This window comes from Rhizobium sp. BK008 (genome assembly GCF_014197345.1).
Classification (GTDB): Bacteria; Pseudomonadota; Alphaproteobacteria; order Rhizobiales; family Rhizobiaceae; genus Rhizobium; species Rhizobium anhuiense.
In genome coordinates this window covers 73,893-91,521 of the sequence record NZ_JACIFK010000002.1, presented here as the reverse complement: position 1 = coordinate 91,521, position 17,629 = coordinate 73,893, and the positions used below count along the sequence as shown (strand labels likewise).

The 17,629-nt window shown below is 63.1% G+C and carries 17 protein-coding genes; 8 read left to right on the top strand and 9 right to left on the bottom strand.

Going from position 1 to position 17,629, the window contains the following annotated elements; translation table 11 throughout:
• The first annotated feature begins 161 nt into the window (after positions 1-161).
• Positions 162-1,193: a hydroxyacid dehydrogenase gene (locus tag FHT69_RS11945; RefSeq protein ID WP_063476089.1), complete on the top strand. Its 1,032-nt coding sequence runs from the start codon at positions 162-164 to the stop codon at positions 1,191-1,193.
• Between the two features lie 26 nt (positions 1,194-1,219).
• Here FHT69_RS11945 and FHT69_RS11940 read toward each other — a convergent pair whose 3' ends face one another.
• Complete coding sequence (locus FHT69_RS11940) at positions 1,220-2,242, bottom strand: Tim44 domain-containing protein (RefSeq protein WP_063476090.1); 1,023 nt, start codon at positions 2,240-2,242, stop codon at positions 1,220-1,222.
• A gap of 84 nt (positions 2,243-2,326) precedes the next feature.
• A complete protein-coding gene (locus FHT69_RS11935; protein WP_047613092.1) occupies positions 2,327-2,785 on the bottom strand; it encodes a YbaK/EbsC family protein in 459 nt (152 codons plus the stop codon).
• Between the two features lie 247 nt (positions 2,786-3,032).
• Here FHT69_RS11935 and FHT69_RS11930 point away from each other — a divergent pair, with 247 nt between their 5' ends.
• Genes FHT69_RS11930 through FHT69_RS11900 form a run of 7 tightly spaced genes read left to right on the top strand, consistent with a single transcriptional unit; the run spans position 3,033 to position 10,215 of the window.
• Entirely contained in the window at positions 3,033-4,379 is a 1,347-nt protein-coding gene (locus tag FHT69_RS11930) for an extracellular solute-binding protein (protein WP_063476091.1), read from the top strand.
• 58 nt (positions 4,380-4,437) lie between these two features.
• Entirely contained in the window at positions 4,438-5,739 is a 1,302-nt protein-coding gene (locus FHT69_RS11925) for a carbohydrate ABC transporter permease (RefSeq protein WP_063476092.1), read from the top strand.
• Between the two features lie 2 nt (positions 5,740-5,741).
• Positions 5,742-6,584, top strand: coding sequence for a carbohydrate ABC transporter permease (locus FHT69_RS11920; protein WP_047613097.1), 843 nt, complete (start codon positions 5,742-5,744; stop codon positions 6,582-6,584).
• A complete protein-coding gene (locus FHT69_RS11915) occupies positions 6,584-7,639 on the top strand; it encodes an ABC transporter ATP-binding protein (protein WP_063476093.1) in 1,056 nt (351 codons plus the stop codon). Before FHT69_RS11920 ends, FHT69_RS11915 begins: the two co-directional genes overlap by 1 nt.
• A complete protein-coding gene (locus FHT69_RS11910) occupies positions 7,639-8,418 on the top strand; it encodes a glycerophosphodiester phosphodiesterase (RefSeq protein WP_063476094.1) in 780 nt (259 codons plus the stop codon). The genes FHT69_RS11915 and FHT69_RS11910 overlap by 1 nt, the downstream gene beginning before the upstream one ends.
• Positions 8,402-9,406, top strand: a complete 1,005-nt coding sequence (locus FHT69_RS11905; protein ID WP_063476095.1) for a LacI family DNA-binding transcriptional regulator — start codon at positions 8,402-8,404, stop codon at positions 9,404-9,406. Before FHT69_RS11910 ends, FHT69_RS11905 begins: the two co-directional genes overlap by 17 nt.
• Positions 9,406-10,215 (top strand): inositol monophosphatase family protein, encoded by an 810-nt coding sequence (locus tag FHT69_RS11900; protein WP_047613101.1) that lies wholly within the window; start codon positions 9,406-9,408, stop codon positions 10,213-10,215. The genes FHT69_RS11905 and FHT69_RS11900 overlap by 1 nt, the downstream gene beginning before the upstream one ends.
• A gap of 77 nt (positions 10,216-10,292) precedes the next feature.
• On the opposite strand, the gene FHT69_RS11895 is transcribed toward FHT69_RS11900, so the two are convergent.
• The 7 genes from FHT69_RS11895 to FHT69_RS11865 all read right to left on the bottom strand — a co-directional run bounded on the left by FHT69_RS11895 (position 10,293) and on the right by FHT69_RS11865 (position 17,601).
• Entirely contained in the window at positions 10,293-11,948 is a 1,656-nt protein-coding gene (locus FHT69_RS11895; protein WP_063476096.1) for a GGDEF domain-containing protein, read from the bottom strand.
• A 128-nt stretch (positions 11,949-12,076) separates the two neighbouring features.
• A complete protein-coding gene (locus FHT69_RS11890; protein ID WP_176707401.1) occupies positions 12,077-12,940 on the bottom strand; it encodes a glycerophosphodiester phosphodiesterase family protein in 864 nt (287 codons plus the stop codon).
• Positions 12,941-13,105: 165 nt separating this feature from the next.
• Positions 13,106-14,200 carry a pyridoxal-phosphate-dependent aminotransferase family protein gene (locus FHT69_RS11885; RefSeq protein WP_063476098.1) on the bottom strand — a complete coding sequence of 365 codons (1,095 nt, stop codon included), beginning with the start codon at positions 14,198-14,200 and terminating at the stop codon, positions 13,106-13,108.
• 11 nt (positions 14,201-14,211) lie between these two features.
• Positions 14,212-14,994, bottom strand: coding sequence for an ABC transporter ATP-binding protein (locus tag FHT69_RS11880; RefSeq protein WP_063476099.1), 783 nt, complete (start codon positions 14,992-14,994; stop codon positions 14,212-14,214).
• On the bottom strand, positions 14,991-15,785 hold the full coding sequence (locus FHT69_RS11875) for an ABC transporter ATP-binding protein (protein ID WP_063476100.1): 795 nt from the start codon (positions 15,783-15,785) through the stop codon (positions 14,991-14,993). The genes FHT69_RS11880 and FHT69_RS11875 overlap by 4 nt, the downstream gene beginning before the upstream one ends.
• Positions 15,782-16,615: an ABC transporter permease gene (locus tag FHT69_RS11870; protein WP_063476101.1), complete on the bottom strand. Its 834-nt coding sequence runs from the start codon at positions 16,613-16,615 to the stop codon at positions 15,782-15,784. Before FHT69_RS11870 ends, FHT69_RS11875 begins: the two co-directional genes overlap by 4 nt.
• Complete coding sequence (locus tag FHT69_RS11865) at positions 16,612-17,601, bottom strand: ABC transporter permease (RefSeq protein ID WP_183905402.1); 990 nt, start codon at positions 17,599-17,601, stop codon at positions 16,612-16,614. The genes FHT69_RS11870 and FHT69_RS11865 overlap by 4 nt, the downstream gene beginning before the upstream one ends.
• Positions 17,602-17,629: the final 28 nt, after the last annotated feature.

The window sequence follows — 17,629 nt, the reverse complement described above, 5'->3', positions numbered from 1 at the left end:
TTGCTTATCTGATAGGCAGATGCCGCTTTCGACAGCGCCTCCCAACGCCGAGCGCCCCTCGTTTTCTAAAGTTCTTTTCCGCGAACTGGAAACGATCCCGCACAGCGGCTATCAATCGTCCGGCGGAGATGGCGAAAGCCGCCGCGATGGAGGAGATGCCTATGACGAATACCGAACGGCCGTTGGCAATCAGCGCCCCCGAGCCGCGCACGCTCGACCTGATCTTCAGCGACAAGGCGCGGGCCGAACTGCATGTGAAATACGAGATCGTCGAGGCCGACCCCGAGAATATCGCCGGGCTCGGCGACGGGATCCTCGGCAAGGCGCGCTACATCATCGGCCAGCCGCCGCTTTCGGCGGAAACGCTGGGACGTATGCCGGCCTTGCGCTCGATCCTCAACGTCGAAAGCAATCTTCTCAACAACATGCCCTATGAGGTGCTCTTCGAGCGCGGCATCCACGTTGTGACCACAGGCCAGGTCTTTGCCGAGCCGGTCGCCGAAATCGGTCTCGGTTTCGCGCTGGCCTTGGCGCGCGGCATCGTCGATGCGGATGTCGCCTTCCGCCAGGGCAGCGAACTCTGGGGCGGGGAGGGCAATTCGAGTGCGCGGCTGCTCGCCGGCTCCGAGATCGGCATTGTCGGCTTCGGCGATCTCGGCAAGGCGCTGCGACGAGTGCTGTCCGGCTTCAGAACCCGCATCCGGGTGTTCGATCCCTGGCTGCCGCAATCGATCCTCGAGGAAAACGGCGTCGAGCCGGCAAGCCTGGAGGACGTTCTGACGAAGAGCGATTTCATCTTCGTCGTCGCCGCCGTCACCAGCGAGAACAGGGGATTTCTCGGCGCGGAGGCCTTCGCCAGCATGCGCAAGGGCGCCGCCTTCATCCTGCTCAGCCGCGCCGATGTCGTCGATTTCGATGCGCTGATGGCGGCCGTCTCGTCAGGCCATATCGTCGCGGCGAGCGACGTCTACCCTGAAGAGCCGTTGCCGGCCGATCATCCGGTGCGGCGCCTGAAGGGCTTCATCCGCTCGGCGCATCGCGCCGGCGCACTCGACAGCGCCTTCAAGAAGATGGGCGACATGGTGCTCGAAGACATGGACCTGATGGATCGCGGCCTGCCGCCGATGCGCTGCAAGCGGGCGGAACGCGAGACGGTTTCCCGCATGCGTTCCAAACCGGTCGCAGTGAATTAAAGAGAGTATCGGCTTTGCGCGCCGCATCACGCGGCGCGTTGCTCCGTGCCCTGGATCGCGGCGAGCTTCCAGTCGGCGCCCGGCTTGCGCACGAAGGTCCAGACCTCGACGCTTTCGCTCGGGCGGCGGTCGTCGCCGGAAACAACACGGCCGCTGTCGCGTTCGATCATGGCGTCGATCGAGGAGTAGCGCATGGCGAGCGTGGCAAATTCCTGCCCGTCCTCGCGCCAGGCTTCGGCAATGTCTCCCTGCAGCAGCTTGACGTCGGAAACGCGGTTGCGCACGCCGTTGGTGGCGTTTTCGCCGAGTTCCTCGGCAAGATAGGACATGGCCTCGGGCGTCGTCAGGCGCCGCAACGTGCCGTAATCTTCGGCGCCGTAGGCGGTCTGAACGCTGGTCAACAGTTCCTCGAACTGATCGAGATCGGCCTGCGCCAGCCCGATCTCGTCGCTCGGGCGGTTGCCGCGCGAAGACGAAGCTGAACCGGCGCCCGAACCGATCGCCGGGATGTGGAAGGACGAATTGCCGGCAGGCGACATGCTATAGGATTGCTGGCCATAGGACTGTGGCGAGGATCGGCTCTGGCCGCCGACGCCGTAGGAAGGCTGGCGGCGATTGGCGAAATAACGCATGGCGAGCATGACGGCGCCGCCGATCAGCGCGATCTGCAGTAGCATGCCGAGAAAGCCGAAGCCGCCGCCGAAACCGTGACCGAGCAGCATGCCGAGAAGGCCGCCGGCAATCAAGCCGCCGATCATCGAACGGCCGAAGCCGCCGAAGAGACCAGGGCGCTGGGTGCCGAAGGGTTGCTGCGCGGTCGCCGGTGCCGTGGTCGGTGGACGCGGCGTCATCGATCTTTCGATCGGTGCCGCAGTCCCGGGCGCGGTGCTGGTGACGGGCGGAGCCTGGAAGGTGCGCGTGCCGCGACTTCCGAAACCGCCGCTACCGGCGCGGCGCGCCTCGGCATCGTCGAGGGAAGCAAAAACGGTAGCGCTCGTCAGTGCGGCAATTGCCGCGATCTTGGCAAAACGCGAAACGGCACTCGGCATTCCTGATCTCCTGTCATGCACAATGACGGCATGTCGAGAGGTAATATAGGTAGTCTTTCCCCGGTGTGAAGTTCTTCGGCCATTTTACTGGCAGACATCGACCCAGCTGGCGCCTGTCAGCTCCGCCAGCCGTCCGGTTTCGATGCGCACGGCCGAATTCGTCGAGCCGGCCGCCGGCACGACTTCATCGAAGCGTTTCAGCGAGATATCGCAATAGATGGGCAGCGGCGAGGGCAGGCCGAAAGGGCAGACGCCGCCGACCGGATGGCTGGTGACCGCCACCACCTCTTCGGCGTCGAGCATGCGCCCCTTGGCTCCGAAGGTGTCCTTGAACTTGCGATTGTCGAGCCTTGCCGTGCCGCCGGCAACGACCAGCATCATCTGCTCGCCGACGCGCAGGCAGATCGTCTTGGCGATCTGGGCCGGCTCGACGCCGTGGGCTTCGGCGGCAAGCGCCACCGTCGAGGAGCTCTCGGCGGTTTCGATGATTTCGATATCGGGTGCGTGGACGCTGAGAAAGGCGCGGACGGATTCGAGGCTCATGGCGGGACGTTAACGCAGGAAAAGCGCAATTTGAAGCGTAAAAGACGCCCGTCGAAAACCGCCGCTTGCAAGTCTTCCGGACATCGTCATAATAAATTTGCACACGTGCTCAATTTTGTCATTCGGCCGTTACGTTCAGTCCATAAAGCGGACATTGTCACGTTTTCGTGGGGTTTCGGAGCGGCCATCATCAGCAGTGCTGACCCGTCAAGAGGCTTCACACTGCTCTTCTAGGGAGACGAAGAAGATGACTATTCTGCCGAGCTTGAAATCCCTCACGATCGCGGCCACTATTCTGGCCTCGACCTCCGCTTTCGCCTTTGCCAAGGACGTTACCATCAGCGTCTGGGCCGGCGGTACCGGCCCGAACGACGTCTATCGCCTCGACGCCATCGAGATCGCGGCCCAGCAGTTGCAGCGCCAGGCCGCCCTCAAGGGCGAAGACCTGAAGATCACCGTCGACAAGAAATCCTACTCCGCCTGGGAGGACTTCAAGCAGGCGCTGACCCTTGCCGCGGAAGCCAAGACCGCGCCGAACATCGTCGTCAGCGGCCATGAAGACATCGCGCCCTGGTCGCAGGCCGGCCTTATCGTCCCGATCGAGGATTACGTCGATCTCGACTCCTGGCCGCTCAACGGCATCTATGAAAATCTGCTGCAGATCGCCTCCTACAACGGCACCGTCTACGGCATTCCGCAGGATGCCGAATCCCGCCCGATGTTCTTCTGGAAGCCTTACATGAAGGCGATCGGCTACAGCGACGCCGATCTGGATGCGTTGCCGCAGAGCGTTCAGGACGGCAAGTACACCATGAAGAACCTCCTTGAAGACGCCAAGAAGATGCAGGACAAGGGCCTGGTCCAGGCCGGTTACGGTTTCTATCCGCGCGCCAGCAACGGACCCGATTACTGGCAGTTCTACACCAGCTTCGGCGGCACGATGGAAGAAGGCGGCAAGCTCGTTTTCGACAAGGCGGCAATGACCCGCACCTACCAGTTCTTCGCCGATGCCGTTAAATCAGGCGTCACCAAGAAGAACCACATCGGCATGCCGGGCGACCAGTGGTGGAAGGAAGTCGCCACCGGCAAGGCCGGCATCTGGGACGGCGGCACCTGGCACTATGCCCGCCTTGTCAACCAGGAAGGTCTCAAGGATTTCTTCGGCAACGTGATCTTCACGCTGATCCCGGCCGGCGAAGGCGGAAAGGCCAACACGCTGACTCACCCGCTCGTCTACCTGCTGACAGCGGGTCACGACAAGGAAGACACCGATATCGCCGCCCAGCTGATCACGATCGCCTCCGAGCCGCGCATCAACGCGCTGCATGCGGTCAAATCGGCCCATCTCGGCATTTCCGAGGCGGAATCGCAAGTCGATTTCTACTCGGCCGACCGCTGGACCCGCGAAGCCACCGAGCGCCTGCTGCCGCATGCCAATGCCATGCCGAACAATTCCGATTTCGGCAAATATTGGAACATCATGTGGAAGAACCTCGAAGCATCCTGGACCGGCGCCAAGACCGTCGACGCCGCCATTGGTGATGCCGAGAGCGAGCTGAAGAGCACGCTCGGCGACAAGATCGTCATCCGCTAAGATCGAAGCTCCGGGCGGCGGCACCCGCCGCCCGGTCGGTTCGCGATGAGGGGCTTCCATGAAATCGTCCAGAACGCTCGGACTGGTGATGATCGCGCCTGCGGCGATCATGATCGTCCTGTTCTTCCTGATGCCGGTCGTTCTGACGGCAGTCTTCTCGATGACCAGCATGACGACGGCGACCGGCATATCAGGCGGTGTCTACCAGATCGCGCCCAATTCCCTGATCGCGCTGAAATCGGCGCTGCCCGACATCGCCGCCGAGATGGCCGAACCGCGTTACACGGTCGACGAAGCTGGCCTCAAGGCCGTCGAGGGCCTCGGACTTGCGCCTGGGATCGCGGCGGAATTGCGTGCCAAACATATGGGCGAGGTCTTTCCAGCGCGCCGGGACGTCGAGCGCATGCTCAAGGATCTCGCCGAGCGGCCTTCGACGCGCGAGGTCAAGCAGATCTCCGAACAGTTCAACCGCTCCGTCCTCAACACTCGCTTCGACAGCAAGGGGCAGCTCTTTTCGGCGCTGGATTCTCTGGGTTTCAAGCTGACCCCGGAAGAGAAGGAAACCGTCGCCACGGCCACCTATACCGGCTGGATCTGGACGACCGACAATTTCTCGCGCCTGGTCACTTCACCCGACATGGCGCGCGTGCTCTTGAATACCGTGCTCTATGTCGCGCTGGTGCTGACGCTTTTCAATGTCGGCTATGCGCTGCTACTGGCGATCTGGACGCATTACATGCCGCCGACGCCAGCCTCGATCTTCCGCGGCATCTGGCTCCTGCCACGCATCACCCCCGTCGTCATCTATGTGATGCTGTGGAAATGGCTTGCCTGGGATACCGGCTTCATTTCGATCCTGATGGGCAAGTTCGGCTATCCCCCGAAGAACTATCTGCTCGACAACGCCTATAATGCCTGGATCTTCGTTGTGCTGATCAACGGCTTCATCGGCGCCTCGATGGGCATGCTGGTCTTCTCCTCGGCGATGAAAGCCATTCCGAAGAGCCAGTTCTATGCGAGCGAGGTCGACGGCGCCTCACGCTGGCAGCAGATCCGCTACATCATTCTGCCGCAGATGCGCTGGCCGATCCTCTTCGTCACCTGCTATCAGACGCTGTCGCTGCTCGCCTCCTTCAATGAAATCCTGCTTGCCACCAATGGCGGACCGGGCAACTCGACCGAGGTCTGGGCGCTGGCCGCCTATCACACCGCGCTCAGGAATTATGCCGGCAATCTCGAATATGGGCTGGGTGCCGCCATGGCGCTGGTGCTCGTCGTCATCGGCGTGGTGCTGTCGCTCCTCTATCTGCGCGTCTTCAACTACGGCACGCTTGTCGCCAAGCCCCTGATCGAGGATTGACCATGGCCGAACAATCGCAGCCCTCGGCAAATTACCGCAGCTGGCCCGTCATATCGGCACTGACAATCGTCAGCCTGCCGCTGCTCCTGATGTATGCCTATCTCTTCCTCGACACCGTGACGGTAAGGCAGCCGGATGCCTTGCTGCCCTCCGGCTTGACGCTCGAGCACTGGCGTTTCCTGTGGCAGACGACGGCGGGCAAGGCGAACATCTGGCAAGTGACGGTGAATACGCTGCTCTTTGCAGCCTGCACCACCAGCGTCGTGCTCATCGTCTCGTCGATGGCGGGCTATGTGCTATCGCGGCTGAACGTCCCGGCGCGCGGCTTCTTCCTTGCCGGCGTCATGGTGCTGCATGCCTTCCCCTCGGTGACGCTGATCATCGCCATCTTCATCGTGCTGCAGATGATCGGCCTCTACAATTCGCTGATCGGCGTCATCCTGGTAAAGGCGGCGATCGACCTGCCGCTCGGCATCTGGCTGATGAAAGGCTTCTACGACACCGTGCCGTGGGAAATCGAAATGGCCGGCGTCGTCGACGGCGCCTCGCGTTTCCGCGTCTGGCGCAGCCTTGTGCTGCCGCAAGTCAAGCCCGGCATCATGGCGCTCGGCTTGTTCTCCTTCCTCTCCGGTTGGGGTGAATTTATCCTGCCGCAGGTGCTGGCGCCTGGCAATCAGGTGCAGGTGCTGTCGGTCTATCTCGCCGGCTTCCTCGTCGACGACAATAATTATGATTTCAACATGTTCAAAGCGGTCGGCATCTTCTACTTCCTCCCGGTTCTGATCGCCTATGCACTCTTCAACAAATATCTCATGAACATCTACGGCGGCGGGAGCAAAGGCTGATGCGCATCCTCCTCGACAATTTTTCGAAGAGCTTCGGCTCCACCAAGGTCATCGAGAACATGCGGCTCGAAGTCGGCGACGGCGAGATGCTGGCGCTGCTCGGGCCTTCCGGCTGCGGCAAATCGACGACGCTTTTTGCGGTCTGTGGCATTCACCGGCCGACCGGCGGACGCATCCTCTTCGGTGACCGCGACGTCACCGATCTGCCGAGCCAGGCCCGCAATGTCGGCGTCGTCTTCCAATCCTATGCGCTCTACCCGCACATGACGGTTGCCGAAAACATCGGCTTTCCCCTGAAGGTGAAGGGCGTGTCCGCCGCCGAAATCCGAAAGGAGGTCGACCAGATCGCAGCCCTCGTGCAGATCGGCAACCTGATGGGGCGCCGGCCGGCCCAGCTTTCCGGCGGCCAGCAGCAGCGCGTGGCGCTCGCCCGCGCGCTGATCCGCAAACCCGACGTGCTGCTGCTCGACGAACCGCTCGCCAATCTCGACGCCAAGCTGCGCCTCGAAATGCGCTCGGAAATCCGCCGCCTGCAGCGCGAGACCGGCATCACCGCCATTCTCGTCACCCATGACCAGGTGGAGGCGATGAGCATGTGCGACCGCATCGCCATCATGAAGGAAGGCGAGATCGTTCAGATCGCCACGCCGGCCCAAATGTACAACGATCCGAAGACAGCCTTCGTCGCCGGCTTTCTCGGCAACCCGCCGATCACCTTCCTGCGCGGCGTCGTCGACAAGGGCGCCTTCACGATCCCGGAAAGCGAGATCCGCGTGCCGCTGCCCGATACCATCGGCGCTGCCGAGGGCACGAAGCTGATGCTCGGCGTCCGGCCGGAGCATTTCACGCCGGCGGGCGACATCCCCGTGCCCGGCAAGATCACCTTCGCCGAAACGCAAGGCCGCGAGAACCTCTACGATGTGGCTCTTGCCGGCGGATCGCTGCTGCGCTCCATCCAGCCGGTACGCAACGATATCCATGTCGGCGACGACGTCCGCTGGGCGATCGACAGCCGCGGCATATTCGTCTTCGATGAACATGGCAGGAGGCTCTGATGACCCGCGATTTTTCGGGATTTTTCGAGCGTTACGGCTGGCCAGCGGCCAAGGGCCGGCTTCCCTTTTGCATCGGCCATCGTGGCGCCAGCGGCCATGAACCCGAGAACACGCTTGCCGCCTTTCGCCGCGCCGCCGAACTCGGCGCTGAGATGTGGGAGCTCGACACGCAGCTGACCAGCGACGGCGTGGTCGTCGTCTCGCATGACGATCATCTCGAGCGCGTCTTCGGCATCGACCGCCGCATTTCCGAAATGACGGCAGCGGAGCTTGCCGGACTCGACGGCGTTGACGTGCCGAGTTTTTCGGAGGTCGCCGCTCTCGGCCGCGAGACCGGGACCGGTCTCTATGTCGAGCTGAAAGCGCCTGGGACCGGCATGCGCTGCTGGCGGCATCTTGCCGAGATGAACCAGCGTTTCGCCTGTCTCGGCTCCTTCGACACGGCGCAGGTGCGCGAACTCCGTGACGCGGCTTGCGATTTTCCGCTCTCGGTGCTGATCCGCGTTGGCCACGATCCGCATGCGCTCGGCGACGAGGCCGGCGCCGATATCCTGCATCTCTGCTGGGAGAGGGCAGGCGAGCGTCCGCAGGATCTGGTCACCGAGGCGCTGATGAACCGCGCCTTCGAGGCGGGCCGCGAGATCGTGCTCTGGCACGAGGAGCGACCGGCCATTCTCGACGACATCATGAAGCTTCCCGTTCTCGGCATCTGCACGGATCTGCCCGATCTGATGCGGTCGCCTGCGGTTAAGGAAAAAGCAGTTGGCAGACAGGGATAAGGGACCGCGCAAGGTAACCTCCTTCGATGTGGCGCGTGTGGCCGGCGTCTCGCGCGCCGCCGTGTCGCGCGCCTTCACGCCGGATGCCAGCGTCTCGCCGAAGACGCGCGAGAAAGTCTACCAGGCCGCCAAGGAACTCGGCTACCGGGTGAACTATCTTGCTCGAAGCCTGACCAACAAACGCTCCGATCTCGTCGGCGTTGTCGCTGCCGGCCTCGACAACCCGTTCCGCACGCTACAGATCGAGAATCTCGCAAGAGTGCTGCTCGCCCGTAATTTTCGTCCCATCCTGCTGCCGACCTCGCCGGAGGCCGATACTTCGACGGTCATCGGTCAGCTGCTGCATTACGCCGTGTCAGGCGTCATCGTCACCTCGGACGCACCGCCGACCGAGATCTGCGAGCAGTGCGCGGCCGAAGGCGTGCCGATCGTGCTCATCAACAAGGGCAACGACATCCCCTTCGTCGACCGCATCATTTCCGACGACCGGATGGCCGGCCATCTAGCCGCCACCCAGCTGATCGACAGCGGCGTGCGAAAGCCCGCCGTGATGGCCGCACCTGCCGTATCCTATACGGCGCGACGGCGCAGCGAGGCCTTCATCGCGCGTTGCAGGCAGCTCGGCGTCGAGGCGCAATTCCTGCAGGTAAGGATCAACAACTACCGGAGCGGTTATGATGCGGCAGCCGAACTTGCCGCATCGGGCATCGACGGACTGTTCTGCGCCAACGACTACATGGCCTGCGGCGTGATCGACCGCGTCATGCAGGGCCGCGGCCGCGATGACGCTCCGCCGCTCCGCATCATCGGCCATGACGACATTCCGCAAGCGAGCTGGACCGCTTACGATCTCACGACCATCCGCCAGCCCTGCGACGTCCAGGCCGAAAAGACGGTCGAACTGCTGATGAGCCGGATGGCCGAGCCGGACCTGACGGCGCGTGTCGAATTCACGCCGGTGACATTGATCAGAAGAAGGACTGCCTGATGAATTCCGCATTCGATGCCGCCGCCATCCGCGCTCGGGCGGAGGTCGCCATGTCAGTTGCCCTCGAGGTCGGACGGGAAGCGGCCCGGTTTCGGCGCGACTCTGACCCCGGCATTCTCGCCGTCGAGAACAAGGGATTGCAGGATTTCGTCACCATCGCCGACAGAAAGGCCGAGCAGGCAATCCGCGACGGGCTGTTGTCGCGCTTTCCGGACGATACTTTCATGGGCGAAGAGAGCGGCGGACGATCGGGCGAGGGCGGCACCTGGGTCGTCGATCCGATCGACGGCACCACCAATTATATCAGGGGTTTCCGGCACTGGGGCGTATCGATCGCCTTCGTCGTCTCGGGAAAGGTTGAGATCGGCGTGGTCTATGACGCCGCCGCCGACAAGGTCGTTCACGCCGTGCGCGGCGGCGGCGCCTTCAAGGACGGGCTTCCGGTGCACGCGGCTGCGACCGTCGATCCGGCCAATGCGCTCGTCATTCTCGGTCATTCCCGCAAGACGAGCTTTGAAGACCATCTCGCGCTTTCGCGGCGGCTCCACGAACGCGGCATGGATTATCGCCGCATGGGCGCGGCCGCGATCGACCTCGTCCGCGTCGCCGAGGGCGCTGCCGATCTCTATTACGAACGCCACCTCAATGCCTGGGACATGCTCGCCGGCGCGCTGATCGCCGAAGAGGCCGGCGCTGTGGTGGCGATGCCGCCGGTCGACAGGCTGCTTGCGCAAGGCGGGCCTGTCATAGCCCACGCGCCGGGGCTTGCCGGCGAATTCGCCTTCATCCTCGACATTGAAGGGCTATAAATAGACCATTCCCAAAGAGGCGACCCGCCCGATTTGGCGTAACTGCGACGTTGACCCGAAAGCTGCGGAAACGCCGGTTACGAAACAACGCGATTGCGGCCGCTCTTTTTCGCCGCATAGAGATTCTGATCGGCGATCGCCAGGATCTCGTTCGGAGAAGTGGCAGACAGGGTGCCGGCGACACCGATGCTGATCGTAATGTGCAACCCGTTGCAGATCTCGGACCAGGCCCACTGTTCAACGGCCAAACGCAGCCGCTCGCAGACATCGGCGGCGCCCCGGGGAGCGCCGGCGAGCAGGACGACGAATTCCTCGCCGCCAAAGCGAATTGCCTGATCGGTAATGCGCAGTTGGCCGCGCAATATGGTGCCAATGGCACTGAGGACCTGGTCGCCGATCATGTGAGAGAAGTTGTCGTTGACCGACTTGAAGTGATCGACATCCAGCATAGCGATGGAATATGGGCGCTTCTCGGACGTCAGCTCTTTGAAACGGCTGTCGAGATATTTGCGGTTATAGAGGCCGGTCAGCGGGTCCACATAGACGGCACTGGCAAGGATATCGGTTTGCTCCTGCAGCTTCTGATAGGAGGCCTCCAGCGTTTCTGCGCGCTTCGTCTCCGTTTCGGCAACTTCCTTGAACCGCTTGGTTTCATAGTAGATTTCGGCAAGGCGGGCGCGCTGCTGGGTTCTCTCGGCGCTATTGCGCAAATAGGCTTGGTGATATTTTTTATGGGCCGCCAGCGCCGGATCGAACTGTCCCAGCCCCTCATAGGCTTGCGACAGATGAAGATAGATCTGGATATAGGAATCGAAACTGCCGCCATCGTCTATCAGCACCACCGCCTCGAGCAGCGGCGCTAGAGCTTCCGCGAATTTGCCGGAATTGTTGTAGATCTGGCCCAAGGTGTAGAGATATTGCTGCCTGTCCCTGACATAGCTGTTCTCCTGCAACAGCCGGTAGCGGACCATGCACTGGAGCGCCTTGTCATGCTCGCCCAGGTGGCTGTGGAACTCGGCTTTGTTGCCGAGACAGATGCGGGCAGCCCAGCGATCGCCAGTCTCGGTTGCGATGTCGAGCGCCTGTTCGGTCAGTTCCAGCGCTCTCACCAGCATCTGGTGGCCTTGCTCCGGCTGATCGAGCGCCTGCGCGATATATCCGGCTTCCGAATGAGCGCCGCCGAGATTGATGAGCCACCAGCATTCATAGGTCTTGTCGCCGATCGATCTGGCGAGTTCGACAGACCTCTCGCTCATCAGGATGGCCCGGTCGGGCTGCTTGTTGTACCAGAAGATAATTCCAATGACGTTGGTGGCCAGGCTTTGCGCTTTCGGGTCTGCTGTCTTGTCGGCCAGATCCAACGCGTGCGTGGCTTCTTCGATCGCTTCCTCCGGCAGGCCCAATTCCAGCAGCAGCCATCCGAAATAGGCCCGGGCATAGGCTTCCTGTCTGGGCTCCCCGTTCGTTTTCCAGAAGTCTACCGCCCGGCGGACATGCGTCAGGCCAAGTTCGGCCTTGCCGATCTGAAAACAGTACCAGCCAATGTCGGTGTCGCATTGAGCAGCGAGCCGATCGTCGCCCCGCGCCGTGGCATCCGCAAGGATCTGGCCGGCCAGTGTGAGTGCCTCGACGGAGCGGCCTGTGCACCCAAGATGCCACGCTTCCTGCAAGCTGGAATTTGCTTGTTGCGCAATTGCTTTAGTATCAACAACTTGCATATCGAACACCAACATTTGTCTGCTGGATATGGATAGCATCAGAAGTTTAAAATGATGCAAATTACGCAAAACATGCGACAGGCCGAGAAATAGAGTCCCGACAGCGGCTCACACCTTTCGAAATGATACTCCGATGCTTGTTGTTAGACTGCCATGCGGCGGCGCCAGGCGCGTTCGGTCGCCGGTGCCTCGTCGGTGGTGATCTGATCCGGCTTCAGGGCCATCAGCGCCGAGAAATTCAACCATTCCTCTTCGCTGAAACCAGCCTCCGGATCCTTCAGGGTGAAGGTCCAGGCATCGACGCGTTTGCCTTGGTCCTGGCAGAGCGCGATCATGTCGAGACCGTCCCTGGCGGCGTCCAGGATCAGTGACCACTGCAAATAAATCGTGTCCGGTTCGGTCGGGCCGCGCAGGTCGGCGCGCAATTCCGCCTCGACAGCCTTCCAGCCGCGAGCCTTGCTGATATCGTAGAGCTTGTCGGTGGGATCGATGCCACGCAGCAGATGCGGAAGCTTCTCCTTGACCGCGACGATGAGATCGAGACTGCCGCCGCTAACGATCACCGAGGCGGCGATATCGCGGAAATGCGCGGCAAGATGCTCAATGCCCCTGGCGCCGATCGCCTCGTAGTCGTCCTTCATGTCGAATTGCAGCAGCGCGGCCGGATGGGCCGATTGCAGCATGGCGGCGAGATCTTCGCTGAGGATCAGCGGCCGGTCGCCCTCCTGCATCCTGATATCGCCGAGGTCACCAAGGCTTTTTTCGGCAATCGGTCCATGCCCGGTCGTTTCACCTTCGAGGTCCTCGTCGTGCAGCACGACGAAACCGCTATCGGCGCGCACGCGCAGATCGAGCTCCATCGAAGCGCCGGCGGCAAATCCTTCCGCCATGACCTCGGCTGAGAACAGCGGATCGGCAAACCGTTTGCGCAACCTATGCCATTTCAGGCGGGTGCGGTACCCCTCATGCGAAATCTCCAGGCCCTGCGCATCCAGCAATCTCGTCATCTGCACCAAGTCTCCACGATGCCTCTCTCCTGCCTTGGCGAGCGACGATTATCAAGGACTGAATACGGCTTTATCGGGATGCCGGAGGGTTTTTGCCGGGCCAAGCGTAAGCCGGACGGCGGCCTTGTGGTCATCGACATGCCGTCCCGGTTCCGGGAACATCTCTCAGCGGCTATAGGCCGACGAAATCGCCTCGGAAGCGGCTGATATATCCGCGAGATGACCGGCCTGCCTGAGGGCCGCGCCATAGGCCACGACATTCGACAGCACCGTCTGGAATGTGGCGCGCGGACCTGTGTGGTTCAGCCGCACGAGACGGGCCGGCGCGGTTCCGACACCTTCGGTCAGCTCGACCCCCAGTCGTCCGGCGGCAGTGATCAGCACGGCAGGTGCCAGCGCCTCCGGCACCGGCACCGCCGTCACCAGGTTCGACGCCTTTGCTGCCGGCACCCAGACCGGAGTTCCGAGTGCCGCAAGCCCCGCCCGTGTTGCCGATGCGGCAAGCGCATGGCGGGCGACCACATTCTCCAGGCCTTCGGCTTCGATGCGGTCGAGCGACGTTTCCAGCGCGAAGAATTCCAGCGGCGCCGGCGTTCCCGGCAGGCCGAACCGGCCGCTATCGACCCAGCTCTTCATGTCCGCCAAAGACAAGATCGAATCGCGCGGTGCGCCATCTCGGAGAATGAAATCCCAGGCACGGCGGCTGACCGAGAGCGCGGAGACACCAGCCGGACCGCCGAGTGCCTTCTGCGGGCCGATCACCGCGATGTCGATGCCGAGATCGTCGACATCGAGCCCGTGGCCGCCGACCGAGGCGACCGCATCGACGACGGTGACGATGCCGTGATCACGCGCAAGCGCCAGTATCTCGGGCAGGGGATTGAGAATGCCGCTGGCGGATTCGGCATGAACCAGAGCGAGCACATCGATGCGAGAACCGGCGTCGAGTGCTTTGGCGACGGCATCGATCTCGATCGGCAGGCCTGGTTCGGCGACGATATCGGCAACCGTTGCACCGCCCCGCCGCAGCCATTGCCCGAACCAACCGCCATAGAGGCTGGTGACGATGTTGAGTGCGGTAAGGCCGGGGCGCGCAAGGCTGACCGCTGCCGCCTCCAGCGCCACCACTGCCTCTGCCTGCACAAGCAATATGTCGCCACGGCTGCGCAATAGGCGGCCGATCCTGTCGGCAAGGGCTGCGTAGCGTTCCGCGGGATAGGAGGGTACGCCATGCAGGGGATTCCAACCAAGATCGGACATGGATACTTCCTTCAGCAGGGATCGGTCGCGAGACGGGGGACGGCGGCAACGAGCGCGCGAGCGGCATCGGATTGCGGCGCGGCAACGAGCGCCGCGGCCGGACCGGTCTCGACGATCCGCCCGCCATCCATGACGGCGATGCGGTGGGAAACGGCGCGGACGACGGCAAGATCGTGTGAAATGAACAGACAGGCAATGCCCTGTTCTTTCTGCAGATCGACCAGAAGTTCCAGGATCCTGCCGCGCACGGTGACGTCGAGGGCCGATACGGCTTCGTCCAGCACCAGCAGCGAGGGCCGTGCCGCAATCGCCCGGGCGATCGCCACGCGTTGGCGCTGGCCGCCGGAGAGCGAACGGACCGGCCGACCGGCATAATCGGCAGGCAGGCCGACGCGTTCGAGCAGCATGACGATCTCGTCGCGGCGGCGGTCTTTCGCGACGACCCCGTGGATGCGAAGCGGATCGTCGAGCACGGCGCCAACGCTCGCCAGCGGATTGAAGACTGCGAGCGGGTCCTGGAACACCATCTGCATGCGCGCCCGCCGGCGGCGCAACGACGCACCGTTCAGGGCAAGCCAATCCACCCCCTCGAAGCGGATCGACCCGGCATCGGCGCTGAGAAGCCGCAGCAGGAGGCGCGACAACGTCGATTTCCCGCTGCCGGAGGCGCCGACGAGGCCGAGCGTTTCGCCGGCTGAGATCGTCAGCGACACATTGTCGAGGGCTGCAACCTGGCGCGCGCCGGAAGAAAACCCTTTCGACAGGTTCTCGACGGAAAGCAGCGCATCGTTCATGGCTGCACCTCTGCGATCAGCGGCGGCGTCGCGAGGTCGCGATGGCTGGCAATGAGGGCGGCGGTGTAGTCGCTTTTCGGCGCCGAAAGCACGGAACGGACGGGGCCAGCCTCGACCAGCCTCGCATTGCGGAAGACGGCGATGCGGTCGACGAAACCGGAGGCAAGCGCGATGTCGTGGGTGATGAACAGCAGCGTCATGCCGTCCTCGCGCACCAGCCCGTCGAGCAGACGGACAATCTCGGCCTGGACGACCACGTCGAGCGCGCTGGTCGCCTCGTCGGCGATCAGCAGCGCAGGCTTCGCAGCAATGGCCGCGGCGATCGCCACGCGCTGGCGCTGGCCACCGGAAAGCTGATGCGGAAAGGCCCGCATGGTCCTGTCAGGCTGCGGTATCCGCACCCGTCCGAGCAATTCCTCGGCCCTGACATAGGCTTGTTTCCAGCTGAGACCGAGATGGCGCCTGGCGCCCTCGGCGACCTGTTCGCCAATCGTCAGGACGGGATTGAGGCTGGAACCGGGATCCTGGAAGACGAAGCCGAAATCGCGCCCCGGGCGAGGCGGATGGCCGAGTCCGGGCCACAGCATCTCGCCACCGACCCTTGTGCCCTCCGGCAGCAGGCCGGTAAGGGCGCGGGCGAGCGTGCTCTTGCCGGAGCCGCTTTCGCCGATGATCGCCAGCCTTTCACCGGCTGTGATATCGAGATCGATACCGTCGAGCGCGGCTACGCCGTTCCTCCTGCGCTCATAGGTGACCGAAAGCTGTCTGAGGCTGCAGAAAATGCTGCTCATGGCGCGCTCCCGCCGTCATGACCAAGCGCCTTGCCGAGACCCTCGCTGAAGAGATGGACGCCGAGCACGGTCACGGCAAGGGCAGCGCCCGGTATCACCGAGAGATAGGATGCCGAACGCAGTACGCTGCGGCCCTCGGCAATCATCGAACCCCAGGTGGCGATATTGGGATTGCCGAGGCCAAGGAAGGACAGCGCTGCCTCGGTGAGAACAGCACCGGCGACGATGGTGGCGGAAAGCGCCAGCACCGGCGGCAGCGCGTTCGGCAGGATTTCCCGAAAGGCGATTTCGGCCGGATGCATGCCGATCACCCTTGCCGAGGCGACATAATCCTGCTCGCGGATCGCAAGCACCTGCGCTCGCGTCAGCCGTGCCGGATCGGCCCAGGTCCCGAGTGCGATGGCAAGGACGATAATGGGCGTCGACACCCCGATGGTGCTGACGAAGGCAAGGGCGAGGAGAAAAGCCGGCACGATCTGGAAGGCGTCGACCACCCGCATCAGCGCCTCGTCAATGAACCCGCCGGCAAAACCGGCTACCATGCCGACACAGAGCCCCAGCACCATGGCTGAAAACGCCGCCGCCAGGCCGACGGCAAGCGACGTCCGCGCGCCATAGAGCAGCCCCGCCAGGACGTCGCGACCGAGACGGTCGGTGCCGAGCGGAAAAGCCGGATCGGTGAACGGCGCCAGCAGCGCGCGGCCGGCGATCCTCAGCGGATCGCCCGGCGAAACGACGGGAGCGAGCAGCCCGGCCAAAAGCAGGATGAGAAGGATCGCCAGTCCGGCTGCACCTTCCGGTGTGCGCGGCAGGCGCCGCAGCCAGTTCATACGCCGCCCTCCGATGCGCCGATGCGCGGATCGAGCGCGGCATAGACGAGATCGACGAGGAAATTGACCGATATGACGAGGACGGCACTGGTGACGACGATGCCCATCAACAGCGGCGCGTCGCGGCCGTTGACCGCCTCCTGCGCCAGCCGGCCGAAACCGGGGATCGCAAAGACACTCTCGATCACCACGCTGCCGCCGAGCATGGCCGCCGATTGCAGCCCGAGCATGGTGACGAGCGGCAGCAGCGCATTGCGCGCCACGTGACGCAGCACGATACGGCTGCGCGACAGGCCCTTGGCGCGGGCGAAGAGCACGAAATCGAGCTTCCAGGCCTCGGCCATACCGCTGCGCATCACCCGCAGGAACAAGGCGAGATAGATCAGCGCGAGCGCGCCCACCGGCAGAACCAAATGATCAGCAATGTCGAGCGCGCGGGCAAATCCCGTCTTGCCGGAAGCGATTGTTTCCACGCCGGCGATCGGAAACCAACGCAGCTTCACCGAGAAAACGATACTGAGAACCAGGCCTAGCCAGAAACTCGGAATGGCATAGACGATCAGTGAGCCGATCGACAGCATCCGATCTCGCACGCTACCCGGCCGCGCCCCGGCAAGGATGCCGAGCGCCGAGCCGATACCAAAGGAGAGTGCCGTCGCGCTGCCCATCAGCAGCAGCGTATTGGGCAGGCGCTCTGTGATGAGCGTGCCGACTGGCCGGTTGAAGGCGACCGACCAGCCGAGATCGAACCGCGCCAGCGAGGAAAGGTAGAGCCAGAGGCGCGCAAACATCGACTGGTCGAGGCCGTAGCTCTCGCGCAGCGACTGCCTCAGTGCGGCGTCGCCGCCGCCGATCGAACCGAGATAGGCGTCGACGGCATCGCCCGAGGCGGATTCGAGCAGGAAAAAGGTGAAGATCACCACGATCAGCAGCACCAGAATGCTGCTGATTGCCCTGCGCCTCAGGAGGATGATGGCTCGTTTCACGCCGGACAGGGCCTCTGGAAGAGAATTG

Excerpts from the sequence above, each read along its gene's own strand:
- FHT69_RS11885 (WP_063476098.1), bottom strand. The coding sequence starts at position 14,200 with ATGTCCGATCTTGGTTGGAATCCCCTGCATGGCGTACCCTCCTATCCC.
- FHT69_RS11870 (WP_063476101.1), bottom strand. The coding sequence starts at position 16,615 with ATGAACTGGCTGCGGCGCCTGCCGCGCACACCGGAAGGTGCAGCCGGA.
- FHT69_RS11940 (WP_063476090.1), bottom strand. The coding sequence starts at position 2,242 with ATGCCGAGTGCCGTTTCGCGTTTTGCCAAGATCGCGGCAATTGCCGCA.
- FHT69_RS11910 (WP_063476094.1), top strand. The coding sequence starts at position 7,639 with ATGACCCGCGATTTTTCGGGATTTTTCGAGCGTTACGGCTGGCCAGCG.
- FHT69_RS11930 (WP_063476091.1), top strand. The coding sequence starts at position 3,033 with ATGACTATTCTGCCGAGCTTGAAATCCCTCACGATCGCGGCCACTATT.
- FHT69_RS11875 (WP_063476100.1), bottom strand. The coding sequence starts at position 15,785 with ATGAGCAGCATTTTCTGCAGCCTCAGACAGCTTTCGGTCACCTATGAG.
- FHT69_RS11935 (WP_047613092.1), bottom strand. The coding sequence starts at position 2,785 with ATGAGCCTCGAATCCGTCCGCGCCTTTCTCAGCGTCCACGCACCCGAT.
- FHT69_RS11945 (WP_063476089.1), top strand. The coding sequence starts at position 162 with ATGACGAATACCGAACGGCCGTTGGCAATCAGCGCCCCCGAGCCGCGC.
- FHT69_RS11915 (WP_063476093.1), top strand. The coding sequence starts at position 6,584 with ATGCGCATCCTCCTCGACAATTTTTCGAAGAGCTTCGGCTCCACCAAG.
- FHT69_RS11890 (WP_176707401.1), bottom strand. The coding sequence starts at position 12,940 with ATGACGAGATTGCTGGATGCGCAGGGCCTGGAGATTTCGCATGAGGGG.
- FHT69_RS11925 (WP_063476092.1), top strand. The coding sequence starts at position 4,438 with ATGAAATCGTCCAGAACGCTCGGACTGGTGATGATCGCGCCTGCGGCG.
- FHT69_RS11880 (WP_063476099.1), bottom strand. The coding sequence starts at position 14,994 with ATGAACGATGCGCTGCTTTCCGTCGAGAACCTGTCGAAAGGGTTTTCT.
- FHT69_RS11895 (WP_063476096.1), bottom strand. The coding sequence starts at position 11,948 with ATGTTGGTGTTCGATATGCAAGTTGTTGATACTAAAGCAATTGCGCAA.
- FHT69_RS11900 (WP_047613101.1), top strand. The coding sequence starts at position 9,406 with ATGAATTCCGCATTCGATGCCGCCGCCATCCGCGCTCGGGCGGAGGTC.
- FHT69_RS11920 (WP_047613097.1), top strand. The coding sequence starts at position 5,742 with ATGGCCGAACAATCGCAGCCCTCGGCAAATTACCGCAGCTGGCCCGTC.